Origin of the sequence: Burkholderia sp. WAC0059, from assembly GCF_002870125.1 — a bacterium.
Taxonomy (GTDB): domain Bacteria; phylum Pseudomonadota; class Gammaproteobacteria; order Burkholderiales; family Burkholderiaceae; genus Paraburkholderia.
This window is the reverse complement of record NZ_PNEO01000006.1, coordinates 170,700-195,699: the sequence shown is the minus strand read 5'-3', so window position 1 is coordinate 195,699 and position 25,000 is coordinate 170,700. Positions and strand designations below refer to the sequence as shown.

Below are 25,000 nucleotides of genomic sequence, written 5' to 3'. Positions count from 1 at the left end.
CGTCGCCGTCGCGTCGTCTTTTTTGCCGACCGCCCGCCCCGCGCGGGCTTCCGGCCCGTTCCGCGCAGCCACGACACCTTCATGCAAGCTGCTCTCAAACGCCGCCGCCCGCAGGGCGGAACGGCCCCCGTCACCAACGCCCAGGTGCTCCGGTTCATCGCCGGGTACTGGATGCGCCACCGCGTCGCGTTCGCCGTCGCCTGCGCGCTCACGCTCGTCTGGACCGGGCTCGACCTGTGCCTGCCCGTCGCCTCCTCGCGCCTCATCGCGACCGTGGCCGCGCACGCCCACGGCAGCGCGTCGGCCTGGCGCGCCTGGCGCCTCTTCGTCGGGCTCTTCGCCGGCTACGTCGTCGCCCGCAACGCCACCTACCGGCTCTGGGCGCGCATGTCCGCCTACAACATGGAGGCGATGAACAACGAGGTCTTCGCGAAGGTGCAGGCCGCGCCTTCGGAGTGGCACAACGCGCGCCTCGCCGGCGAGACGATCCGGCGCGTGGTGCGCGCGATGTGGGGCTACGACGCCGTGACCGACGCCGTCACGGGCTGGTTCGTGCCCGCCTTCGTCGTGCTGTTCGGCCTGTGCGCGATGATCTTCTGGCGCGAGCCGCTCGCCGGCGTGCTCGCGCTCGCCATCGTCATCCTTTTTCTCGCCGTCAACGCCGTCCTGACGATCCGCTACGTGCGGCCCGCCAACCTGCGCTCGAACGCGCGCGACGCGGCGCTGAGCGGCATGCTGGCCGACTCGATCACCGCCAACGCCACCGTGAAGAGCTTCGCCGCCGAAGCGCGCGAGGCGACGCGCGTCGCCGGGGCGACGGCCGAATGGCGCGCCGCGGTGCTGACGACGTGGCGCCGCTTCATCAACATCGGCCTGCTGCAGAACTTCTTTCTGCTGACGCTGCTCGCCGGGCTCTCGGGCGCGATGCTGCGCGCCTGGACGCACGGCCGGGCCGGCCCCGGCGACGTCGCCTTCGCCATCACGTCGTTCCTGCTCATGAGCAGCTACCTCAAGAACGTGGGCGACAACATCCGCATGCTGCAACGGGGCATCGACGACACCTCGGACGCCGTCGCCATCCGCGACGAGGAGGCCGAGGCCATCGGGGAAGCGCCGCCGAGCGCGAGCGGCGCGGGCGGTGCGAAGCCGACGCGCGGCGAGATCGCGTTCGAGCACGTCTCGTTCGCCTATCCGGGCGCCACGGCGCCGGTCTGCCGCGACCTGTCCCTGCGCATTCGCGCCGGCGAGACGGTCGCCATCCTCGGCGAAAGCGGCTCCGGCAAGTCGACGCTCGTGAAGCTATTGCAGCGGCTTTACGAGCCGCAGCAGGGCCACATCGTGATCGACGGCGTCGACGCGCGCGAAATCTCGCTGCATGCGCTGCGCACCTCGATCGCGCTCGCGCCGCAGCAGCCCGACCTGTTCCACCGCAGCGTGTTCGAGAACATCGCCTACGGGCGACCCGGCGCCACGGCCGCCGAAGTCGAGCGGGCCGCGTACGCAGCCTGCGCCGACGCGTTCATCGCGGCGCTGCCGCACGGCTATGAAACGCAGGTCGGCGAGCGCGGCGCGAAGCTCTCGGGCGGCCAGCGGCAGCGCGTGGCGCTCGCGCGCGCCCTGCTCTCGGACGCGCCCATCGTCGTGCTCGACGAGACGACCTCCGCGCTCGACGTCGAGACCGAGCGCAACGTGCTCGAACGAATCGAGCCGCTGCTCGAAGGCCGGACCTGCATCGTCATTACCCATCGCGAATCGACCGCGCGCATCGCCGACCGGGTGCTGCGCTACGAGAACGGCCGGCTGCACGAAATCGAGGCCGACCTGCGGCGCATCGCCTGACCCGAACGCGGCCCGGACGGAGCAGCACGGCGCGCCGCGCCGCCGCCCGGCCGCTTCATCGGCTTCCGTCGGCTTCGCCGGCTTCCGTCAACACCGCGCATCGTCCGCGCCGGCATGCCTCGCTGGTACGCCAGCGCGACATGCGATGCGCTTCACCCCGCCTCAACTTTCGCAAGGAGCAAAGAAGATGGCTGACCAATCCCAACGCCCCGTCTGGTTCATCACCGGCTGCTCGACCGGCTTCGGCCGCGAACTCGCGCAAAAGACGCTGAGCCTCGGCTACCCGACCGTCGTCACGGCGCGCAACCCGGCCACGCTCGTCGACCTCGTCAAGGGCCACGAGAGCCACGCGCTCGCGCTCGAACTCGACGTCACGAAGCCGGCCCAGGTGCAGTCCGCCGTGCGCGAGACGCTCGCCAAATTCGGCCGCATCGACGTGCTCGTCAACAACGCCGGCATCGGCTACTTCGGCTCGTTCGAGGAAAGCGAGGCCGAGGAAGTCCGCAAGATGTTCGAGATCAACTTCTGGGGACTCGCCGACATGACGCGCGCGGTCCTGCCCGACATGCGCAAGCGCAAGTCCGGCACGATCGTGAACATCTCGTCGGTCGGCGGCATCGCCGCGTTCCCGGCGCTTTCCTTCTACAACGCGACCAAGTTCGCCGTCGAGGCGCTCTCGGAATCGCTCTCGCAGGAACTCGCGCCGATCGGCCTGAAGGTGCTGCTCGTCGAGCCGGGCCCGTTCCGCACCGACTGGGCCGGCCGCTCGGCCAACCAGGCGCCGCAGACGATCGACGACTACGCCTCGACCGCGAAGGCCCGCACCGACATGATCCGCGGCTACAGCGGCAAGCAGCCCGGCGACCCGGTGCGCGCCGCGCAGGCCATCGTGGAGACGGTCGAAAGCGCGAATCCGCCGCTGCGTCTTCTGCTCGGCAAGCCCGCGCTCGCGGGCGCACGCAACAAGCTCGAAGCGCTCAAGCGCGACTTCGACGGCTGGGCCGAGGTTTCGGCCGCCGCGGACTTCCCCGCCGACGAAGCCTGATCCGTCCCTCTCGCCCGGCCGACGCGGAGAAACACCGCCGCCGGCCGGCGACCTGCCTCGCCCCACCTGCAATTCGGGCAATAAGACATTGCGAATTCCGGCGCCGCCGTCATGCAAACGACAGGCGGAACCCGCGCCGCGCGGGCGGTGCGAGGCCCCGCCGGCCGCGCCGCCCGAATCCCGCCCGAGCCTTGTTTTGCGAGGACTCCACGCGATTTTCCGGTCGGCCGGTCGGCCCCCGCCGTCCCCGCTTTCCGGCCGAGCCCGCGCCGCGCCCTTTTCTCCGGCTGACGAAACGCTGTCGGTCGCGTGCCATCCCCATTCCGCCCGGCCATCCGTCCCTGCCCGTTATCCTGCGGCGCAACACCGGCCTGTGTTCAAATGCGGCTGACGCGGCGAGCCGAGGTCGTTCGCCGTCCCGATGTCGGGAATGCTGTTCGGGATCGTTATTTCCACAACCGATTTCCACAGGTGCAGACAGACATGGACATCCAGAGCGTGCGGGAAAAGGCATTCGCCATGCCGCTGACGAGCCCGGCCTTCCCCATCGGCCCCTACCGCTTCGTCGATCGCGAATTTCTCATCATCACCTACCGGACCGACATGGACCGCCTGCGCGAAGTGGTGCCCGCGCCGCTCCAGGTCGACCAGCCGCTCGTGCATTACGAGTTCATCCGCATGCGCGACTCTACCGGCTTCGGCGACTACACCGAGAGCGGCCAGGTCATCCCGGTGTCCTACGACGGCGTGGCCGGCAGCTACACGCTGCAGATGTTCCTCGACGACCACCCGCCGATCGCGGGCGGCCGCGAACTCTGGGGCTTCCCGAAGAAGCTCGCCAAGCCGACGCTCGAGGTGCACACCGACACGCTGATCGGCACGCTCGACTACGGTCCCGTGCGCGTAGCGACGGGCACGATGGGCTACAAGCACCGCACGCTCGACATCGCGGAACAGAAGCGCCGCCTCGAGGCGCCCAACTTCCTGCTGAAGATCGTGCCGCACGTGGACGGCACGCCGCGCATCTGCGAACTCGTCCGCTACCGCCTCGAAGACATCGAGATGAAGGGCGCGTGGTCGGGCCCCGCGTCGATCGAACTGGCCCAGCACGCGCTCGCGCCCGTCGCGCAGCTACCGGTGCTCGAAGTCGTCGAGGCACGGCACATCGTGGCCGACCTCACGCTCGCGCTCGGCGAAGTCGTCTTCGATTACCTCGCGTAAAGCCTCGGCCCGCGGCGCGCGCGCAACGGGCACACAAAAGGACACGCCATGAAGCCTCACGCTCCCACCGAGCGCCAGCTCGACGATACGGCCGAACTGGGCGCCGCGCCCGGCGCGCAATCGGCACCGCGCCCCAGGCGCCTGAAGGTGCCGCCCTACGAAACGATCGCGCTCGTGCTGCAGGGCGGCGGCGCGCTCGGCGCCTATCAGGCCGGCGTGTTCGAGGGCCTCCACGAGGCCGGCGTCGAACCGAACTGGATAGCGGGCATCTCGATCGGCGCGCTGAACACGGCGATCATCGCGGGCAACGCGCCGGCCGTCCGGATGCAGCGACTCCAGCAGTTCTGGGAGACGATCTGCCGCCCGGCCTGGTCGCCGCCGCTGCCGGCCGCGCTCGAGCACACCCTCTTCAACGCCCACGCCGAAATCCGCAAGCTGTTCACGGGCCTGCAGGCGACGGGCGCCGTCCTGCAGGGGCAGCACGGCTTCTTCGCGCCGCGCTTTCCGACGCCGCTGCCGTGGCTCGCGGGCGAACCGGACACGGCGAGCTGGTACGACACCTCGCAGCTCAAGTCCACGCTGCTGCGCCTGTGCGACTTCGACCGCATCAATTCCGGCGGCATCCGCGTCTCGGTCGGCGCGGTCAACGTCGCGACCGGCAACTTCGCCTACTTCGACAACACGAAGATCGCGCTGCGGCCCGAGCACTTCATGGCCTCGGGCGCGCTGCCGCCCGCGTTCGCGCCCGTCGAGATCGACGGCGAGTATTACTGGGACGGCGGCGTGGTCTCGAACACGCCGCTCCAGGAGGTGCTGCGCGCCACGCCGCAGAAGGACTCGCTCGTGTTCCAGGTCGATCTCTGGAGCGCACGCGGTCCGGTGCCGGACAACATCACGGACGTGACCGCGCGCATCAAGGACATCCAGTATTCGAGCCGCACGCGCTTCGTCACCGACACGCTCCAGCGCAGCCAGCACTTTCGCAACGTGCTGCGGCACGTGCTCGACAAGGTGCCGGAGGACGTCCGCGCGAACGACCCGTGGTGCAAGGCGGCGGCGAACATCGCGAACGGCCACCGCTACAACGTGCTGCACCTCATCTATAACCACAAGCCGTACGAGGGGCACTACAAGGATTACCAGTTCGGCGTTTCGACCATGCGCGACCACTGGGCGACGGGCCTGAAAGACATCCGCCAGACGCTCGCCCAGGAGGACTGGCTCGAGATGCCGACCAACGACGCCGGCTTCGTGACGCACGACATCCACCGGGTCCGCTGACGAACCGACGGTGACTGACAGGCCGGCGGCAGGCCGGACGAACCCCGCGCACCGGCGCTCGTCGCGCGTCAGGCGCGGCTGTCGCCGGACAGCAGACGCATAGCCTCTTCCTCGACGCGCGCGGGCGTGATGCCGAAGCGCTCGTAGAGCGCCTCGGCCGGCCCCGACGCGCCGAACCCGCGCATCCCGACAAACCCGCCCCGCTCGCCGAGATAACGGTCCCAGCCGAAGCGCACGGCGGCCTCCACCGCCACGCGGACCGTCTGCGCGCCGCCGAGCACGGCCGCGCGATATGCGGCGTCCTGCTCGTCGAACAACTCCGGGCACGGCATCGAGACGACGGCCGTCGCGATGCCGCGCGCCTGCAACCGCTCGCGCGCCCGCAGGGCGAGCGCGACTTCCGAACCGGTCGCGAGCAGCGTCACGCGCCGCTCGCCGCCTCCGGCCTGGGCCAGCACGTAGGCGCCCCGGCGCGACCGGTTCTCGGCATCATCGTCGAACCGCACGCCCGGCAGCGCCTGACGGGCGAACACGAGCGCGCTCGGCCCGTCCCGACGCTCGAGCGCGATCTCCCAGCATTCGGCTGCCTCGACGGCATCGGCGGGCCGCAGCACGCGCATAGTCGGCATCGCCCTCAGCGAGGCGAGGATCTCGACCGGCTGGTGCGTGGGACCGTTGCGGCCCACGCCGATCGAATCGTGGCTGAATACGAAGATCACCGGCAGGCCCATCAACGCGGCCATCCGCATCGCCGGCCGTTCGTAGTCCGAAAACGCGAGATAGGTGATGCTCGTGGCCCGCACGCCGCCGTGCGCGGCCATGCCGTTCGCCATCGCGCCCATCAGATGCTCGCGCACGCCGCAATGAACGTAGTGGCCGCCGCGCGCCTGCGCCGTGAACGCGTTCAGTTGCCGCTTGTGCCCGGTCGGCCCTTCGAGGTCAGCGCAGCCGATCAGGCGCTCGGGCAGGTACGGCACGAGCCGGTCGCTGATCTCGGCCGACGCCACGATGCCGGCCATGGGCTCGGCCGAGCGCGCCGCCTGCCGCCGATACTGTTCGAGCGGCTCGCGCCAGCCGCGCGGCAACTCGCCGGCCAGCACCCGCTCGAACTCCGCGCGCTCGCCGTCCGGCAGGGCCGCCACCCTCGCCTGCCAGTCCCGGTAGCGGCCGAGACTGCGCCGGCCGGCGCCGCGCCAGGCGGACAGCACGTCGGCCGGCACCTCGAAGGGCCCGTACGGCCAGCCGAGCTGCGCGCGCGCCCGCGCGGCATCGTCGTCGAACAGCTTGCCGCTGTGGCCGCCGCGCTCGCCCTGCAACCGTTCGAGGCCGCGCGCGATGACGGTACGGCAGGCGATCAGCGACGGCCGCGGATCGGCGCGCGCCATCGTCATCGCCGCCGATACGGCCTCGACGTCGTGGCCGTCCACCTCGAGCACGTGCCAGTGCGCCGCGCGAAAACGCGCGCAGACGTCCTCGCTGATCGAAAGCGCCGTGCTGCCGTCGTCGGTGATCCGGTTGTCGTCCCAGCAGACGATCAGCCTGCCGAGCCGCAGATGCCCGGCGAGCGAAATGGTCTCCTGGCCGATGCCCTCCTGCAGGCAACCGTCGCCGGCAAAAACCCAGGTGTAGTGATCGATGAGGTCGCGGCCGAACTTCGCGCCGAGCCAGGCCTCGGCGACGGCCATGCCGAGCGCGTTCGCGATGCCCTGGCCGAGCGGGCCCGTCGTCACCTCGATGCCGGCCAGCGGATCGCGCTCCGGATGGCCGGCGCAATGCGAATCGAGTTCGCGGAACGTGCGAATCGCGTCGAGCCCGATGCGCTCGTAGCCCGTCAGATAGAGCAGCGCGTAGAGCAGCATCGAGCCGTGGCCGTTCGAGAGCACGAAGCGGTCGCGATCGGGCCAGGCCGGATCGGCCGGATTGAATTTCAAGTGGCGCGTAAACAGCGCCGTGGCGATCTCGGCCATGCCGAGCGGCACGCCCTGGTGCCCTTCGCCGGCGCGCACGATGGCATCGATGGAAAGAAAACGGATCGCATGAGCCAGCGTTCCGGCTTCGACGGTCGACATGACGGATACTCCGCTGCGCCCTTGCCGCGGCGCAGACTTGACGGGATGGATGGAAACGACGCGCGCGGGCCGTACCGGACGAACCGCGCGCGGGCCCGATACGGGCGACGGGGTCCGGCGACGCCCGCGTCCTAACGGATGCTGACGCCGTGACTGATCGACGAGACCGCCTGCTTGCGCGCCACGGCGGCGGGCGCCGTCTCGCGCATCGCCAGCGCGCAGCCGGCCGAGATCAGCCCCAGCACCGAGAACATCAACGCGGGGCCGATCCATCCCACCACGCCGTAGGCGGCCGTGGCGACGATGGGCAGCAGGCCGGCCACGACGGACGCGCCGTTGTAGCCGAGCGAAATGCCCGACGAACGCACGTTGGGCGGGAACTGCTCGGAGAACCAGCTCGATTCGACGGCGAAAATCGGGTCGTGGCTGAAGAGCAGCGCCAGCGAGATCGCCGTGACGACCATCACGGCCGAGCCCGTATTGATGAGCAGGAACATCGGCACGCCGAACGCGACGGTGAACAGCGCGCCGCAGAGGAATACGGGCCGGCGGCCGACGCGGTCGCTCAGCGCACCGTAGACGAGATGACTGACGAGACCGATGAGCGAGCCGATCAGCGTGCCCCAGAGCACGTTGCGTGTCGTCGAGACGTGCGCCAGCACCACGTAGGAGAGCATGAAGCTCGTCGTGATGTAGTAGCCGCCGGTCTCCGCCATGCGCAGGCCGATGATCCGGAAGATCATTCGCCAGTCGCTGCGGAGCACCTGCATGGCCGGTTGCCGGACGATCTTCTTCTCCGCCTTGATCGCCTCGAACGCCGGCGACTCGTCGACGCTCAGGCGAATGAAGATGCCGATCGCGACCATGACGAACGAGATCAGGAACGGCACGCGCCAGATCCAGTTGCCCTCGAACCACGCGCCGGACAGCAGGAACGTGCCGTTGGCGAGCAACAGCCCCATCGGAATGCCGAGCTGCGGCACCGCGCCGAAGAACCCGCGCCGGGCCGCCGGCGCGTGCTCGCAGGCCATCAGCACCGCGCCGCCCCACTCGGCGCCGAAGCCGACCCCCTGCACCATCCGCAGCAGGATCAGGAGGATCGGCGCCGCGACGCCCACCTGGTCGTAGGTCGGCAACGCGCCGATCAGCACCGTCGCGCAGCCCATCGCGAGCAGCGACCAGAGCAGGACCGCCCGGCGCCCCAGCCGGTCGCCGTAGTGCCCGGCCAGGTAGCCGCCGAGCGGGCGCATCAGGAAGCCGACCGCGAGCGTCGCGAACGACGCCGCGATGCCGACGAGCGGATCGTTCGTATGAAAGAAGATCTTGCCGAACCAGGCGGCCGCGGCCGTGCCGTAGATGAAGAAGTCGTAGCTCTCCACCGCCGAGCCGATCATCGAGGCGAAGGCCACGCGGAACGGGCGGCCCGTCGGGGCCGGCGGCGTCGCAGTCGGGGTATTCATGGTCGTGTCTCCGGATAGTCGTTTTAATGGATCGGCCGGATCGTTGCCGGCCGGATCGGAATGGCGAAACGGGAATCAGGAATCCCAGGTTTCGATTACCCGGCTGTCGTCGCGCTTGCCGAGCCCGGCCTCGGCGGCCTGGCGGTAGCGTGCCCTCGCCACCGCGAGCAGCGGCACCGCGGCGCCGCACGCCTCGGCCGCCTGCGCGACGAGGCCGCTGTCCTTGACGAAGATGTCGACGGAGCTGGTCACTTCGACGTCGGAGCCGCCCAGCATGCGCGGACCGCGGTCGGAGAGCATCCACGAGCCCGCCGCGCCCTTCTCGACGAGACCGAGCACGGCGGCCGGATCGAGCCCGAGCGAGCGGGCGAGATTGAGCGCCTCGGCCGCCGCGACGATGTGCACCGAACACAGGTGCTGGTTCACCACCTTGATGCTCTGTCCGTCGCCTAGCTGGCTGCCCGTCACGCGCACGCGTCCCATCGTGCCGAAGATCGGCTCCACGGCCTCGACGTCGGCAGCCTCGCCCGCGGCGAAGATCACGAGCTCGCCGGTTTTCGCTCGGGCGACGCCGCCCGTCACGGGCGCATCGACGACGCGCGCGCCCATCCGGCGCAGACGCTCGCCCGCTTCGCGCACGCTGGCCGGCCCGACCGTCGACATGAGTATCCAGCGCTGGCCGCCCGCCACGTCCTTCACGCCGTCCACGAGGCTCGCCAGTTGCTGCGGCGTCGCGACCATGACGACCACGAGGTCGGCCGCCGCCGCGTCGGCGAACCGCCCGACGCTGGCCAGACCGCTTTCGGCCGCCTGCGCGCGCACCGCCTCCGACAGGTCCACGCCCGTCACCGCGTGTCCCGCGTGCTGAATCCGCAATGCCATCGGCAGTCCGATCGCGCCGATACCGACAAAGGTCACATTCATGAGTTTTCCTTTCTTGTTCCTGTTATCCGAGCCATGTCCTGATGCTGTCGGCGAACGCCGACGCGGAGATGCCGTAGCGGTCGTGCAGCGTGGGCAGCGCGCCGGCCGCGAGAAACTGGTCGGGCAGCGCCACCTGGCGAAACACCGGCTGCACGCGCTCGCGCATCAGCAGCGCGGCGACGGCCTCGCCGAGCCCGCCGATGCGGCTATGGTTCTCCGCCACGATCACGAGCCGGCCGGGCCGCCGGCATTGCGCGAGGATCGTGTCCTCGTCGAGCGGCTTGACGGTCGGCACGTGCAGCACGGCCACGTCGGCGCTGCCGTCGGCCAGCGCTCCGGCCACCTCCAGCGCGCGCATGGTCATGATCCCCGACGAGATGACGAGCACGTCCCGCCCGTCGCGCAGCAGCTTCGCCTTGCCGAGTTCGAAGCGATAGTCGTACTCGTCGAGCACGAGCGGCACCCGGCCGCGCAACAGACGCATGTAGACCGGCCCCTCGTGCGCGGCGACGGCCGCGACGGCCTGCTCCGTGTCGAGCGCGTCGCAAGGGTCGACGATCGTCAGGCCCGGAATGCCGCGCATCATCGCGATGTCCTCAGTCGCCTGATGGCTCGGCCCGTAGCCCGTGGTCAGCCCCGGCAGCGCGGCGCAGATCTTCACGTTCAGATGCTCTTCGGCGATGACCTGGTGAATGAAGTCGTAGGCGCGCCGCGTCGCGAACACCGCGTAGGTCGTCGCGAACGGCATGAACCCTTCCTTCGCCATGCCGCCCGCCGCGCCCATGAGCAGTTGCTCGGCCATGCCCATCTGGAAGTAGCGCTCGGGATACGCCTCGGCGAACAGGTGCAGGTCGGTGTACTTCGAGAGGTCGGCCGTCATGCCGACGATTTCGGGCCGCTTTTCGGCCTCGGCCACGAGCGCATGGCCGAACGGCGCGGGCCGCGTGCGCTGGCCCTCGCCCGCGATCGAGGCGATCATCGCCGACGTCGTCGGGCGCGGTTTCTTCTGGACGGTCGCGCTCATGGCTGCGCTCCTTCCGGCCGCGCGGCATCGAGCGCGTCGATGGCCAGTTGCCACTCGCCGGGCTCGACGCGAATGAAGTGATTTTTCTCGCGCGCCTCGAGGAACGGCACGCCCTTGCCCATCAGCGTGTCGCAGAGAATCACGCGCGGCACGGGCTCGTCGTGCGACGCGGCGCGGTCGAACGCCCGCGTCAACGCCGCCAGATCGTTGCCGTCGACGCGCTGGGCATACCAGCCGAACGCGCGCCATTTCTCCTCGAGCGGCTCGAAGCCGAGAATCCGGCGCGAATCGCCGTCGGCCTGCTGCCGGTTGACGTCGACGAGCACGATCAGGCGATCGAGCCGGTAGTGCGCGGCCGACAGCGCCGCCTCCCAAGTCGCGCCCTCGTCGAGCTCGCCGTCGGACATCGAGTTGTAGACCCGGGCCGGATTGCGCTTCTGGCGCAGGCCGAGCGCCATGCCCACGGCGATGCTGAGCCCCTGGCCGAGCGAGCCGCCCGACATCTCCATGCCCGGCGTGTAGGTCGCCATGCCCGACATCGGCAGCCGGCTGTCGTCGGCGCCGTAGGTTTCCAGTTCGGCTTCGGAAAGGATGCCCGCCTCGATCAGCGCCGCGTAGTAGGCGATCGCATAGTGACCGTGCGAGAGCAGGAAGCGGTCGCGCCCCTCCCATCGCGGGTCGTCGGGGCGGACGTTCATCGCATGGCGGAACGCCACGGCCAGCACGTCGGCCAGCCCGAGCGCCTGGCCGATGTAGCCCTGGCCCTGCACCTCGCCCATGCGCAACGCGAACCGGCGAATCCGCCACGCGTGGCGCGCGAGCGTCGCCAGCGCCGGATGGGGAGCCTCGGCGAGCGCCGCCGTCGGCCCTGATTCTGTCGTCAATGCCATCGTCTCCGTTCCTTCTAATATGAGATACGCCGCGCCCCGGCTTCCTGCTTTCATCCGCGCATAGATGCCTTTTATTCAATAGTTTGCGGCGAACCGGGAGGCTGAAGGCAGCGTATCATCGGCAAGACGCCTCCGACAAAAGAAAAGATTGCACCCGTCGATGAATTCAATTCACGAATGAATACGCTACGCAAGGTTCCGCTCTCGTTTCTGCGCGTGTTCGAGGCCGCGGGCCGGACCGCGTCGTTCGCGACCGCGGCCGGCGAACTCGGGCTCTCGCCGAGCGCCGTCAGCCATTCGATCCGCAAGCTCGAGGAGACCGTCGAGCTGCGCCTGTTTCAGCGCAGCACGCGCGACGTCCAGCTCACGCGCGAGGGCGCGATCCTGCTCGAGCACATCCAGCGCGGCATGGAGGAAATCCGGCGCGGCTTCTCGCTCGTGGCGACCGACGAGCCGACGCCGCTACGGCTGCACACGTCGCCGAGCTTCGCCACGCAATGGCTGCTACCGCGCCTCGCGGGGTTCGTGCGGGCGCATCCGGACATCGATCTGAGGTTTTCGGCGAGCACGGACTACGCCAATTTCGAAGACGACGATTTCGATCTCGACATCGTCTACGGCGAACCGAAGTCGTCGCCGCACGAGAAGATTCCGCTCGCCGTGGAAGGACTGACGCCGCTCTGCGCGCCGGCGCTGGCGGAGGACATCCGCAGGCCGCAGGATCTCTACCGTCACACGCTGATTCAGTGCGACGTGCAGCTTTTTCAGTGGAAGGGATGGTTCGAGGCGAACGACCTGACGCCGCCGCATCACTACGGCCTGCGTTTCGACCGCAGTTCGATGGCCATCGCGGCGGCGGTCGACGGCCTCGGGGTCGTGCTGGAATCGACGCTGCTCGCCGAACGCGAGCTCCAGAGCGGAGCGCTCGTGCGCCCGCTGAGCGGCAGTACGCGGGAAGTGCAATACGTGGGCCACTACCTCGTCCACCCGAAGCGGCTTCACCATCACGAAGCGTTCGCGGTCTTCAAGGCATGGCTCCTGACGCAGCTCGGCATCAGCCAGTACGACTCGGGCAACGCGGCCTGAGCGGCGGCACCCCATTGCGGGAACGCCGCCCGGAAAAAAACCGCTTACCCGGCTATTCGGCCTTGCCGCCCGCCTGCTGCGTCGCCGCCAGCGCCGGCATCTGCGCGGCCCGGGCCAGCTCGTCCTTCGACCAGCCGCCGCCGAGCGCGTGGATCAGTTGCACGTTCGCGCCCAGACGCTGGGTCTGGAGCTGGAGCACGCCGCGCTCGGTGTCGAGCGCCGTCGTCTGCGCCTGCACGACGTCGAGATAGCCGACGGCGCCGTGCTTGTAGAGCTGCAACGCCAGATCGACGGCGTGCTGCGCCGCGCTCGCCGCGTCGCGCTGCTGCTGGATCGCGGTGCCGAGGTCGTCGAGCAGCGTCAGGTTGTCCTCGACCTGCTGGAACGCGCCGAGCACGACGCCGCGATAGCGATCGCCGGCCTCGTCGAGCGCCGCGCGCGCCGCCCTCAGGCGCGCGCGCCGCAGCCCGCCGTCGAAGATGTACTGCGCGAGCTGCGGGCCGACGGCCCAGAAGAAGTTCGGCGCGCTCAGCAGGTTCGGATACTGGTCGCTCTGCACGCCGCCCTGGGCGCTCAGCGTGATGGACGGGAAAAACGCCGCGCGCGCCACGCCGATCTTCTCGTTGGCCTCGGCCACGTGCCGCTCGGCCTCGGCCACGTCGGGCCGGCGCTGCAGCAGATCGGACGGCACGCCGACGGGCACTACCGGCACCGGGAGGTCCGCCGTCTGCATGGGCAGCGAGAACTCGGACGCCGACGCGCCCACGAGCACGGCCACCGCGTGTTCGAGCAGCGCGCGCTGCGCGCGCGTCTGCGAAAGCTCCGACTGCGCGGTGGCGAGCTGCGTCTGCGCGCGCGTCACGTCGAGGCCCGAGACGACGCCGTCGCCGTGCAGCGTCTGCGTGAGCTGCAGCGCCTTCTGGTAGGCCGCCACGGTCTCGACGAGCAACTGGGTCTGCTGGTCGAGGCCGCGAATCTGGAAGTAGTCGTTGGCGAGCTGCACTTCGAGGCTCAGCTCGACCGACGCCAGATCGGCCTGTTCGGCCTGCGCCTCGTCGCGACTCGCCGCCACCGTGGCGCGCACGCTGCCCCAGAGGTCGAGGTCGTAGTCGATTTCGCCGTAGAGCGTCGCGGACGTGTAGTCGTTCGGGCCGCCCGCACGCAGCGGCCGGTTGTTGGACTGCCGGTCGCGCTGCGGCTCGGCGCCCGCGCTCAGCGTCGGATAGAGCGCCGAGCTGGCCTCGGACACGTAGGCCTGCGCCTGCTCGTAATGCGCCCACGCCGCGGCGAGGTCGGTGTTGCTCGCGATGAGCCGCGTCTGCAGCGCGTCGAGCTGCGCGTCGCCGTAGATCGCCCACCAGCCGTTGCGCGAGAGCCGGTCGGCCGGCTTCGCGCTGACCCACGGGCCCGTGCCGCGAAACTGCGCGGTCACGGGCGTCGCCGGCACCTTGTAGTTCGGCACGAACGAGCAGGCGCCGAGCGCGAACGCCGCCGCGCCGGCGAGAAAGAGCCCGGACCTCGATCTAGCCATGCGCCGGTGCTCCCGTCTTCCCCGCGTTCGCGGTGGCGCTCGACAGTTCGACCTGGTCGCCGTCGACGAGGCCGTCGGGCGGTGTGTCGATCACGCGGTCGGTGGCCGCAAGCCCCGCGCCGATCTCGATCGTGCTGCCGAAGTCGTGGTTGATCGTCACGTGCTTGAACCGCACGCGGTTCTGCGCATCGACGGTCGCGACGAGCAGGCCGCGGTTGTCGAACACGAGCGCGCTCGCGGGCACGTCGAGCGCGTTGCCCTGCGCCGGCATCCGGAACGTCACGCTCGCGAAGCCGCCCGGCAGCAGCTTGCCGGCGGAGTTGTCGACGACGAGCTGCACGAGCGTCGTGCCCGAGTTCGCGTTGACGGCGTCCGCCGTCGCGATGACCTTCGCGGGGAATTCCTGGCCCGCGTAGGCCGGCACGCTCAATTGCGCGGCGAAGCCGGGCTTGACGAGCGGCGCGAAGTTCTGCGGCACCTGCACGTAGAGACGCAACTGCTTCACGTCGGACACCGTGAAGAGCTGCTGCCCGGGTCCGCCCGTGCCCGCGTTGATGAGCGCGCCGATGTCGGTGTCGCGCGAAGTCACCACGCCGTTGAACGGCGCGACGATGCGCGCGAAACCCTTCATCGCGACGAGCCGCTCCACGTTCGCCTGGGCCGCGGCGACGGCCGCCTCCCGCGCCGCGTAGTCGCTCGTGCGCGTATCGATGTCCTGCTGCGCGACCGAGTCGGTGCCCGCGAGCGCCTGCCAGCGCTTCGCCGTGATGCCGGCGAGCTGCGCGTTGGCCTGCGCGGTGCGCAGATCGGCGCGCGCCTGCACCAGTTGCTGGTCGAGTTCCGGCGTGTCGATCACGGCGAGCTGCTGGCCCGCCTTCACCGGCGTGCCGATGTCGACGCTCCACGATTGCAGGTAGCCGCTCACGCGCGCGAAGATCGGCGCGCGCGACCAGGCTTCGAGGCGGCCCGGCAGTTGCAGCGTGGGGCCGTGGGTCACGGGCTGCGGCGAGACCACGGTGACGGTCGGCACCGCCTGCTGCGCGGTCCATGAACTCAGGTCGCGCGCGTCAACGACGCGCACGGAAACGCCCGCCACCACGATGACGACGACGAGCGCGAGACCGATCACGCCGGCCACCACCAGCCGCCGGCGCGACGGCGGATTCTCCGGCGTCAGCGATTCAGACGACATTTTCAGATCCTCCAGAAGCAGAATTCGATTCCGCCGCGCGAGCGTCGCGCAAGTGGACAATGCTGAACACCACCGGCACGAACAGCAGCGAGGCGACCGTGGCGAACATCAGGCCGCCGATCACCGCGCGCCCGAGCGGCGCGTTCTGTTCGCCGCCCTCGCCGAGCGCGAGCGCCATCGGCAGCATGCCGATGATCATCGCGAGCGCCGTCATCAGCACGGGGCGGAAACGCGTGAAGCCGGCCTCGAGCGCGGCGCGCACGGGGTCGCCGTGCTCCGCGAGCCGCTCGCGGCAGAAGCTCACGACCAGAATCGAGTTGGCCGTCGCCACCCCCATGCACATGATCGCGCCCGTCAGCGCCGGGACCGAGAGCGTGGTGTGCGTGGCGAACAGCATCCAGACGATGCCGGCCAGCGCGGCGGGCAGCGCCATCACGATCACGAACGGGTCGAGCCACGACTGGAAGTTCACGACGATGAGCAGATAGATCAGCACGATCGCGCCGAGCAGCCCGAACAGCATGCCCGCGAAGGCGGTGTTCATGGTCTGCACCTGGCCCAGCAGCTCGACGTGCGCGCCGCGCGGCAGCGCGCCCGCGTTGTTGCGAATGATGCGCTGGATGTCCGAGGCCACGCCGCCGAGATCGCGGTCCTGGGTCGCCGCGAAGATTTCGACCATCGGCTGGATGTTGTACTGGCTCACGACCTCGTTGGTCGCCGTGCGCCTGACCGTCGCGATGCCGCCGAGCACCTGCGGGTCGCCGCTCGAATCGTTCGCCGCCGTGATCGGCAGGTTGCGCAGCGCCGCGAGCGAATCGAGCGTGTACTGCGGCGTCTGGATCACGATCGGGTAGGTGATGCCGTTCGCCCCGTTGAGCCAGTAGGTCGGCGCCACCTGGCTCGAGCCGGCGAGGTTCACGACGAGGCTGTTGGTCACGTCGGCCTCGGTGATGCCGAGCAGTTGCGCCTGGGTACGGTCCACGTCGACGTCGAACGTCTGGTTGGCCTGCGACTGCTCGATGCGCGCGTCGACGACGCCGGGCACGCGGCGAATCTGGTCCAGCAGCCGGTTCGCGTAGGCGAAGTTGGCGTCGAGGTCGTTGCCGCGCACCTGCAGGTCGATCGGCGCGGGCGAGCCGAAGTTCAGGATCTGGCTGATGATGTCGGCCGGCGGGAACGAGAACGTCACGCCCGGGAACGCGCGCGGCAGCACCTCGCGCATCCGGCGCACGTAGTCGGCAGTCGGGCGATGGCCCTCGTTGAGCGCGAGCTGGATGTCGCCGTCCTGCGTGCCGATCGTGCCGGTGTTGTTGTACGCGATGTTGATGCCGCTGACCGGCAGGCCGATGTTGTCCACCACCGTGCCGAGATCGGACGGCGGAATGATGGTGCGGATCTTGTCCTCGACGTCGGCGAAGATCTGCGCGGTGCGCTCGACGCGAAAGCCCACCGGCACGCGCACGTGCATCAGGATCTGGCCGGCGTCCACCGCGGGGAAGAAGTTGCGGCCGAGCATCGGCACGAGCAGGAACGACAGCAGCACGAAGCAGAGGAAGCCGGGCACGAAGCGCTTCGGGTTCGCGAGCGCGAGCGTGAGCAGGCCGCGGTAGCCGACGCGCACGCGCTCGAAGCGCGCCTCGAAGCCGCGCTGGAAGCGCCCGAGCGGCCCGCCGGCCGGCTTCGCCTCGTGACCCTCCTCGTGGGCCTCGTGCTGGCGCAGCAGGTACTTCGCCATCGTCGGCACGAGCGTACGCGAGAGGATGAACGACGAGATCATCGCGAAGATCACGGCCTCGGCCATCGGCACGAACAGGAAGCCCGCGACGCCGTTCAGGAAGAACATCGGCACGAACACGATGCAGATGCAGAGCAGCGAGACGAACGCCGGCGTCACGATCTGCGCCGCGCCGTCGAGAATCGCGGTCTCCACCGGCTTGCCGTGCTCGAGGTGCCAGTTGATGTTCTCGATCGTCACGGTCGCGTCGTCGACGAGAATGCCCACCGCGAGCGCGAGCCCGCCGAGCGTCATGATGTTGAGCGTCTCGCCGATCGCCGAGAGCGCCGTGATCGAGCCGAGAATCGCGAGCGGGATCGAGGTGGCGATGATGACCGTGGAGCGCCAGCTACCGAGGAACAGCAGGATCATCAGGCTCGTCAGCGCGGCCGCGATCACGCCTTCGCGCGCCACGCCCGTGATGGCCGCGCGCACGAACAGCGACTGGTCGCCGATCGGGTCGATGCGCAGGTTGTCGGGCCACGACGACTTGTACTCCGCGATGCGGTCCTTGATGCCCGAGATGATGGCCAGGGTCGAGACCGAGCCGTTCTTGAGCACCGACATCAGCACCGAGCGGTGCCCGTTCACGTTGACGATGTTGGTCTGCGGCGGGTTGCCGTCGCGCACGTTCGCCACGTCGCGCATGTAGACCGTGGTGCCGTTGACCGCCTTGATGGGCAGGTCGCCGAGCGCGCTGATGGCGCCGGGCGCGTTGTTGAGCTGCAGCGTGTACTCGTAGTCGCCGATCTTCTCGGTGCCGATCGGCGTGAGCAGGTTCTGGTCCGCCAGCGCGTTGGCGACGTCCACGGCCGAGAGGCCGCGCTCCTGCATGGCGGTCGGGTCGAGGTCGATCTGCACCTCGCGCGTCTTGCCGCCGAACGGGTAAGGGATCGCCGAGCCCGCCACGGTGGTCAGCGCCGGGCGGATCGTGTTCAGCCCGAGGTCGCCGAGCGCCTGCTCGGACAGCCCGCGCCCGGAAAGCGCGAGCTGGATGATCGGCACCGTCGAAGCGTTGTAGTTGAGGATCAGCGGCGGCGTCGTGCCGGGCGGCAGTTGCCTCAACTGCGTCTGCGCGACCGCCGTGACCTGGGCGTTGGCCGTGGCGATGTTCACGCCCGGCTGAAAGAAGATCTTGATGATGCCGAAGCCCGCGACCGATTCCGCCTCGATGTGCTCGACGTCGTTCACCGTCGTCGTCAGCGTGCGCTCGAACGGCGAGGTGATGCGCCCGGCCATCTGGTCCGGCGGCAGGCCCGTGTACTGCCAGACCACGCTGATGACGGGAATGCCGATGTTGGGGAAGATGTCGGTCGGCGTTCTGAGCGCCGCGAGCGGCCCGATGATCAGAATGAAAATAGCCAGTACGACGAAGGTATAGGGCCTGCGTAAGGCAATGCGAACCAGTGCGATCATCGGCGCTCCCCTGCGGCGGGAGCGGAACGAAGGCGACGCCCGGAAGGCGGCACGCAGGCGCGACGGCGCAGGGAATTCGGGCTACCGCCGTCCGCGCGGACGGGCGATTCCCCGGTAAGGCCTGGCTTGGCCAGAGGCTTGGTCTTAGGCTCGGTCTTCATTATGTCGAAATCGTGCAGCGGCATGAACAACGCAAAAACCCGAGAGTTGTCCCGAAACTGGCTGTTGGCTGGCAGCCTTGTCAGCAAAGGCTGTGGGCCATGCAGCATGCGTCGGAACGAACAAAACGCGAATGTACACAAACTGATCCAAATACGCTATCGGTCACAAATCAATCGCTGCCCGATCGATGCCCGCGCCGGCCAGAACGTGAGGACACCGTCATGCCTCATCGCCGGTCGCAGCAAGACTTTGCACGACATCGACGAGGATGCCGTGCCGGCCGTGGCAGGCGTGCGAATTTTTTATTACGAAGTATTCGGGTCCGGACGCAACGCCGTTCGCGCCGTCGAGCGCCGCATCGCGCGATGCTGCAGCACAGCATGAAAAGCCGCGAAACGAAAGCCGATCGTCGGAGCGCTGCGCGCCGAATGGAAGGCGAACGCTACTTTTTCGAAAGCGTCGCAGCCCTGATCGAAAAAAGAAAGGCAAAAAAATGACGCCGCGAACCGCGGCGCCCGGTGCAAACCTCGCTTCTCACTTCGCCGGCGGCGGCGTCCAGATCCGGATGTCCGTCGCCTTGAGCGGGGCCGGAATCAGGCCGGCCTGATAGTAGGTCGTGGCGATGCGCTGCTGTTCCGCGAGCGCATCGCGCCGTACCGGCACGATGTCGTAGCTGCGCCGGCTGTTTGCCAGCTCGACGGTCGGCACGGGCAGGTTGCCCCAGAGCGGACTCAGGATCTGCGCGGCGTCCTGCGGATGCGCCTTGACCCACTGGCCGGTCTTGCGCAACTCGTCGAACACGACGGCCAGCACGTCCGGATGCTTGTCGGCGAACGAGGTCGTCGCCATGTAGAAGCGGTTGTACTGCGCGAGGCCGTTGGAGCCGTCGGCCACCACGCGCACGTGCCCCTGCTGTTCTTCGTCCGCGAGGAACGGGTCCCAGATCACCCAGGCGTCGACGTCGCCGCCGCGAAACGCGGCCATCGCGTCGGGCGCTTCGAGGTAGCGCACCTGGATGTCCTTGATCGTCAGCCCCGCGCGCTTGAGCGCGGCCAGCAGCAGGAAGTTGCAGCCCGAGCCCTGGGAGACGGCGACGCGCTTGCCTCTCAGGTCCGCCACCGTGTGGATCGACGAGTTGGCCGGCACGATGATCGCCTGCGCCGAGGGCGCGGAGGTCTCCTCGGCGTAGTAGGTGAGCGGCGCGTTCGCCGCCTGCGTGAAGAGCGCGAACGCATCGGCGACGTCCGAATGCAGGTCGACGCTGCCCGCGTTGATCGACTGCAGCAGGCCGGTCGAGAACTCGTGCCAGCTCACGTCGTAGCCGAGCGCGTTGAGCCGCTTCTCGAGCTCGCCGTTACGCTTCAGGATGATGAAAAGCGTCGAGGAACGCTGATAGCTGATCGAAACCGTCTCGCGCGCGAAGGCCGCGCCCGGCGACGCGAGGCCGAGCGAAAGGATCGTAGCGGCGCAGAAAAAGGCGAGCCAGCGGCGCGGGGAGCGCAACGAGGCGAGCAATGAAGCGCGCGATAAAAGGCGCCGCGAAAAAGATGAAAGGTCCATGGACGTGAATGAGCGTCGGAAAAGTCGAGCGCCCGAGTCTACTGAATCGGGGAAGACGTCCAAATGCCGATTTCATCGAACGATAGCGGGATAAATTCGATCGGCAAGCCGCGGCGCAACGCAGGGATTGAGGCATGATGCCCAGTTCCCTTTGCCTCCGCTTCAGCAGAAAACACCGACATGTCCGCCACGTTTCCCCGCTTCGGCATCTGGGCGCTGGTTCACGGCAGCCGCGCCGCGCTTCAGGACCCGGACGAGCCCTACGACGCGTCGTGGGCCCGCAACCGCGCGCTCGTGCTCGAGGCCGAGCGTCTCGGCTACGACTCCGTGCTCGTCGCCCAGCACACGATCAACCCGCACGACGGCGAGCGCGACCAGCTCGAGGCGTGGACCGCGTCGGCCGCGCTCGCGGCGCTGACCTCGCGCATCGAGATCATCGCGGCCATCAAGCCGTACCTCTATCACCCCGTCGTGCTCGCGAAGATGGCGCAGCAGATCGAGCACATCAGCGGCGGGCGCTTCGCGGTCAATCTCGTGAACGCGTGGAACCGCCCCGAGCTCGAACGCGCCGGCATCGGCTTCGACGACCACGACGCGCGCTACGCGTACGGCCGCGAATGGATCACGGTCGTCGATTCGCTGCTGCGCGGCGAGCGCACGACCTTCGACGGGCAGCACTTTCATGTCGACGACTACGTGCTGCGCCCGGCCGATCCGTTCCGCGCGCGTCCGCGCATCTACGTGGGCGGCGAATCGGAGCCCGCGCGCCAACTCGTCGCCGACAAGGGCGACGTCTGGTTCATCAACGGCCAGCCGCTCGACGACGTGAAGCGCCTGATCGCCGACGTGTCCGCGCGGGCACGGCCGACGCATCCGGTGCCGCTCGCGCCGCTGAACTTCGGGCTGTCCGCGTTCGTCATCTCGCGCGAGACGGACGAAGCCGCCGGCCGGCACCTCTCGCACCTGTTCGAACTGGCGACGAAGGATGCGTCGGTGCGCCAGCGCCAGCAGGCCAACACCGATCCGAAGGCAGTCATGTTCCAGACCTTCGCGCAGACGCCGCGCGTCGGCTCGAACGGTGGCACGGCGGCCGGCCTCGTCGGCAGTCACGACACCGTGGCGCAGCGCATCGCCGCGTTCCATCGCGCGGGCATCGAACTCTTCATGCTGCAGTTCCAGCCGTTCGAGGCGGACATGCGGACGTTTGCCGAAGAAGTGATCCCGCGCGTGCGGGCGCTCCTCGCGCGATAAGCGAGCCGCCGCGCATCCGCCCCGGCTCGTCCGCCCCCGCCGCCGGACCGGGGCATCGGACCCACTCGTCGGAGACCGACCCGCAGGGGCCCGGAAAGCCGGCGCCTCGCTCCCGGCCGGCCCCTGCAACTCCATATATAGCAATAGCGGCTTGCGGCGAGCCGTTTCCCGGCGCCCGGCCTGCCTCCCCCGCTGAGGCGATGCGCGTCCTCCCCTATCATTGCAACGGCGACATCGGCGTCATAGCTGATATGCGCTGCGCGCCATGAGCCACCACATCGTTGCGTTCATACTTTCAGCTCGCTAAAAGGCGCCACGCAAGAGCTTTCGGGGTATAGGGACAAAAAAAGCCGTGGCATCAAGGAGATCAAGTTCATGCAGTCGTGGTATCGCAGTATGGCTCCCACCCAGCGCCGCACGTTCTGGGCATGCTTCTTCGGCTGGGCGCTCGACGCCATGGACGTCCAGCTCTTCGCCTTCGTCATTCCAACGCTGCTGACGATATGGGGCATGACGAGAGCGCAGGCCGGCGTGATCGGCACCTCCGCGCTCGTGTCGTCGGCCATCGGCGGCGTGATCTCCGGCCTGCTCGCCGACCGCATCGGCCGCGTGCGCGTGCTCAAGCTCTCGATTCTCTGGTTCTCGCTCTTCACCGGCCTCTCGGCCTTCACGCACAGCTTCCACGAACTGTTGTTCACCCGCAGCCTGCAGGGGCTCGGCTTCGGCGGCGAATGGGCCGCGGGCGCCATCCTGATCGGCGAGGTCGTCGACAAGCGCATCCGCGGCCGCGCGGTCGGCTCGGTGCAGAGCGGCTGGCCCGTCGGCTATGCGTTCGCGGGCCTCGCCTACTGGGTGCTCTACCGGCTGCTGCCCGAGCACACCGCCTGGCGCGCGCTGTTTCTGGTCGGCCTCGTGCCGGGCCTGCTCGTCGTCTGGATGCGGCGCAACATCGAGGAGTCGGAGGTGTTCGCCGCCACGGCCGACTACCGCGAGAAGAGCGGCATGTTCCACACGTTCGCGCTAATCTTCTCGCGCGGCGTGTTCGGCCGCACGCTGCTGGCCTCGCTGATGGCTGCCGGCGCGCTCGGCGGCAACTACACGATCCTCACCTGGCTCGTCACGTTCCTGCGCCAGACGCAGAGCCTCACGGTCAACGTGACCACGGCCTACCTCGCCGTGAACATCTTCGGCTCGTTCTGCGGCTATATTGGTATGGCCTACCTGAGCGACGCGCTCGGGCGGCGGCGCACCTTCGCGCTGTCGGCCGCTGGCGCCACGCTGACCGTGCTGGCCTACACGCGGCTGCATCTGCCGATGCCCGCGCTGCTCCTGCTCGGCTTTCCGCTCGGCCTGTTCCAGTCGGGCATCGTCTCGGGCATGGGCGCGTGCTTCACCGAGCTGTTCCCCGCGCAGATCCGCGGCACGGCCGGCGGCTTCTCGTACAACTTCGGCCGCGGCGTCGGCGCGCTCGTGCCGGCCGCGGTCGGCCTGACGAGCGCCTCGCTCGGCCTCGCGCCCGCCATCGGCGTCTGGGCCGCCGCGTCGTACGTGCTGGTGTTCGTCGTCGCCGTGTTCCTACCGGAAACCCGCAACAAGGAGCTTGAAATCCATGTCTGAAACTGCACAGCCGCGTAACGGCGGACAAATACTGGTCGACGCGCTCGTGCGCAACGCGGTCGATACCGTCTACTGCGTACCCGGCGAAAGCTACCTGCCCGTGCTCGACGCGCTGTACGACGCAAAGAGCGTGAAAACCATCGTGACGCGCCACGAAGGCGCGGCCTCGAACATGGCCGACGCCTACGGCAAGCTGACCGGCCGGCCCGGCATCTGCTTCGTCACGCGCGGCCCGGGCTCGGCGCACGCGAGCAACGGCGTGCACACCGCGCGCGAGGACTCGACGCCGATGATCCTGTTCGTCGGCCAGGTCGAAAGCGGCTTTCTCGGCCGCGGCGCCTTCCAGGAGGTCGATTACCGGCAGATGTTCGGCGGCCTCGCGAAATGGGCGACGGAGATCGACTCCATCGAGCGGATTCCGGAAATCGTCGCGCACGCCTTCAACGTCGCGCTCTCGGGGCGGCCGGGCCCGGTCGTCGTCGCCCTGCCCGAGGACGTGCTGTTCGGCTCCGCCGTCGTGACCGACGCGCCGCCCGTGCGCGTGAGCCAGGCCGCCCCCAACCCGGCCGCGATGGGCGAGCTGCGCGAATTGCTCGCCGCCGCGAGCCGGCCGCTCGTCGTCGTGGGCGGCACGGGCTGGAACGCCGAGGCAGGCGCCGCGCTCAAGCGTTTCGCGACCGCGAACGCGCTGCCCGTCGCAGCCTCGTTCCGCCGCCAGGACCTGTTCGACAACCGCGATCCGCACTACGTCGGCCAACTCGGCCTCGGCGTCTCGCCGAAACTCGCGGACCGCGCCCGCGAAGCGGACCTGCTGCTCGTGATCGGCTCGCGCCTCGCCGAAACGACCTCGTCCGGCTACACCGTCGTGCAAAGCCCCGTCACGCGCCAGACGCTCGTGCACGTGCACCCCGATCCGCAGGAACTCGGACGCACCTATCAGGCCCGCCTGCCGATCAACGCCGGCCTGAGCGCGTTCGCGCGCGCGCTCGATTCGCTCGAACCCGTCGCGGCGCCGGCCTGGCGCGCCTGGACCGAGGCGGCCCGCGCCGACTACGTCGGCCACTCCACGCCGCAGCCGACGAGCCCGGAACTCAAGGGCGTCGACCTCGCACAGGTCGTCGCGTACCTGAGCAACGTGCTGCCCGACGACGCCGTGATCGCGAACGGCGCCGGCAACTACACGGTGTGGGTGCACCGCTTCTACCGCTATCGCACCCAGCACACCGAGCTCGCGCCGACCAACGGCGCGATGGGCTACGGCTTCCCGGCGGCCGTCGCCGCCAAGCTCAAGGACCCGCAGCGCACCGTCGTCTGCTTCGCCGGCGACGGCTGCTTCATGATGTACCCGCAGGAGCTGGCCACGGCCATGCAGTACGGCGGACCGCTCGTCGTGATCGTCGTGAACAACGGCATGCTCGGCACGATCCGCATGCACCAGGAACGCGAATACCCGGGCCGCGTCTCGGCCACGCAGTTGGCCAACCCGGACTTCCTCGCGCTCGCGCGCGCGTTCGGCGCCCATGCCGAGCGCGTGGAACGCACCGAAGACTTCCCCGCGGCGTTCGAGCGCGCGCAGCGCGCCGGCGTCGCGGCCCTGATCGAGCTGCGCACCGACCCGCAGCAGATCACCCCCATTAGTCGCCTGAACGGATGAACGA

General features: G+C 69.1%; 18 protein-coding genes. 9 read left to right on the top strand and 9 right to left on the bottom strand.

Going from position 1 to position 25,000, the window contains the following annotated elements; genetic code table 11:
• Positions 1-81: 81 nt before the first annotated feature.
• The 4 genes from CY652_RS08545 (at position 82) to CY652_RS08530 (ending at position 5,386) form a co-directional block, all read left to right on the top strand.
• Entirely contained in the window at positions 82-1,839 is a 1,758-nt protein-coding gene (locus CY652_RS08545) for an ABC transporter ATP-binding protein (RefSeq protein ID WP_102130278.1), read from the top strand.
• Between the two features lie 187 nt (positions 1,840-2,026).
• Entirely contained in the window at positions 2,027-2,884 is an 858-nt protein-coding gene (locus tag CY652_RS08540) for an oxidoreductase (RefSeq protein WP_102130277.1), read from the top strand.
• A 483-nt stretch (positions 2,885-3,367) separates the two neighbouring features.
• A complete protein-coding gene (locus CY652_RS08535) occupies positions 3,368-4,105 on the top strand; it encodes an acetoacetate decarboxylase (RefSeq protein ID WP_102130276.1) in 738 nt (245 codons plus the stop codon).
• A 48-nt stretch (positions 4,106-4,153) separates the two neighbouring features.
• Complete coding sequence (locus CY652_RS08530) at positions 4,154-5,386, top strand: patatin-like phospholipase family protein (protein WP_102130275.1); 1,233 nt, start codon at positions 4,154-4,156, stop codon at positions 5,384-5,386.
• 68 nt (positions 5,387-5,454) lie between these two features.
• On the opposite strand, the gene tkt is transcribed toward CY652_RS08530, so the two are convergent.
• The 5 genes from tkt to CY652_RS08505 all read right to left on the bottom strand — a co-directional run bounded on the left by tkt (position 5,455) and on the right by CY652_RS08505 (position 11,753).
• Entirely contained in the window at positions 5,455-7,455 is a 2,001-nt protein-coding gene (tkt, locus tag CY652_RS08525; RefSeq protein WP_102130274.1) for a transketolase, read from the bottom strand.
• A gap of 131 nt (positions 7,456-7,586) precedes the next feature.
• Positions 7,587-8,915, bottom strand: coding sequence for an MFS transporter (locus tag CY652_RS08520; RefSeq protein ID WP_102130273.1), 1,329 nt, complete (start codon positions 8,913-8,915; stop codon positions 7,587-7,589).
• Between the two features lie 75 nt (positions 8,916-8,990).
• Positions 8,991-9,839 carry an NAD(P)-dependent oxidoreductase gene (locus tag CY652_RS08515; protein WP_102130272.1) on the bottom strand — a complete coding sequence of 283 codons (849 nt, stop codon included), beginning with the start codon at positions 9,837-9,839 and terminating at the stop codon, positions 8,991-8,993.
• A gap of 22 nt (positions 9,840-9,861) precedes the next feature.
• Complete coding sequence (locus tag CY652_RS08510) at positions 9,862-10,863, bottom strand: transketolase family protein (protein WP_102130271.1); 1,002 nt, start codon at positions 10,861-10,863, stop codon at positions 9,862-9,864.
• Positions 10,860-11,753 (bottom strand): transketolase, encoded by an 894-nt coding sequence (locus tag CY652_RS08505; protein ID WP_102130270.1) that lies wholly within the window; start codon positions 11,751-11,753, stop codon positions 10,860-10,862. Before CY652_RS08505 ends, CY652_RS08510 begins: the two co-directional genes overlap by 4 nt.
• Before the next feature lie 177 nt (positions 11,754-11,930).
• Here CY652_RS08505 and CY652_RS08500 point away from each other — a divergent pair, with 177 nt between their 5' ends.
• Positions 11,931-12,839 (top strand): LysR substrate-binding domain-containing protein, encoded by a 909-nt coding sequence (locus tag CY652_RS08500; RefSeq protein WP_102130269.1) that lies wholly within the window; start codon positions 11,931-11,933, stop codon positions 12,837-12,839.
• Between the two features lie 52 nt (positions 12,840-12,891).
• Here CY652_RS08500 and CY652_RS08495 read toward each other — a convergent pair whose 3' ends face one another.
• The 3 genes from CY652_RS08495 to CY652_RS08485 are packed head-to-tail and all read right to left on the bottom strand — an operon-like array spanning position 12,892 to position 18,752.
• Positions 12,892-14,370 carry an efflux transporter outer membrane subunit gene (locus CY652_RS08495; RefSeq protein ID WP_102130268.1) on the bottom strand — a complete coding sequence of 493 codons (1,479 nt, stop codon included), beginning with the start codon at positions 14,368-14,370 and terminating at the stop codon, positions 12,892-12,894.
• Positions 14,363-15,562, bottom strand: coding sequence for an efflux RND transporter periplasmic adaptor subunit (locus CY652_RS08490; protein ID WP_102130267.1), 1,200 nt, complete (start codon positions 15,560-15,562; stop codon positions 14,363-14,365). Before CY652_RS08490 ends, CY652_RS08495 begins: the two co-directional genes overlap by 8 nt.
• Positions 15,552-18,752: an efflux RND transporter permease subunit gene (locus tag CY652_RS08485; RefSeq protein WP_102130266.1), complete on the bottom strand. Its 3,201-nt coding sequence runs from the start codon at positions 18,750-18,752 to the stop codon at positions 15,552-15,554. The genes CY652_RS08490 and CY652_RS08485 overlap by 11 nt, the downstream gene beginning before the upstream one ends.
• 183 nt (positions 18,753-18,935) lie before the next feature.
• On the opposite strand from CY652_RS08485, the gene CY652_RS23900 reads away from it, so the two are divergent.
• Positions 18,936-19,298 (top strand): hypothetical protein, encoded by a 363-nt coding sequence (locus CY652_RS23900; RefSeq protein ID WP_146010047.1) that lies wholly within the window; start codon positions 18,936-18,938, stop codon positions 19,296-19,298.
• A 150-nt stretch (positions 19,299-19,448) separates the two neighbouring features.
• Here the strand turns inward: CY652_RS23900 and CY652_RS08475 are convergent, their stop codons facing one another.
• On the bottom strand, positions 19,449-20,429 hold the full coding sequence (locus tag CY652_RS08475; RefSeq protein ID WP_258002239.1) for an aliphatic sulfonate ABC transporter substrate-binding protein: 981 nt from the start codon (positions 20,427-20,429) through the stop codon (positions 19,449-19,451).
• 225 nt (positions 20,430-20,654) lie between these two features.
• On the opposite strand from CY652_RS08475, the gene CY652_RS08470 reads away from it, so the two are divergent.
• The 3 genes from CY652_RS08470 (at position 20,655) to CY652_RS08460 (ending at position 24,996) form a co-directional block, all read left to right on the top strand.
• Positions 20,655-21,725, top strand: a complete 1,071-nt coding sequence (locus tag CY652_RS08470) for an LLM class flavin-dependent oxidoreductase (RefSeq protein ID WP_102130263.1) — start codon at positions 20,655-20,657, stop codon at positions 21,723-21,725.
• A 375-nt stretch (positions 21,726-22,100) separates the two neighbouring features.
• The gene (locus tag CY652_RS08465; RefSeq protein WP_102130262.1) at positions 22,101-23,342 is read left to right on the top strand and encodes an MFS transporter; all 1,242 of its coding nucleotides are present in this window, start codon (positions 22,101-22,103) and stop codon (positions 23,340-23,342) included.
• Positions 23,335-24,996 (top strand): thiamine pyrophosphate-binding protein, encoded by a 1,662-nt coding sequence (locus tag CY652_RS08460; protein WP_102130261.1) that lies wholly within the window; start codon positions 23,335-23,337, stop codon positions 24,994-24,996. The genes CY652_RS08465 and CY652_RS08460 overlap by 8 nt, the downstream gene beginning before the upstream one ends.
• Positions 24,997-25,000: the final 4 nt, after the last annotated feature.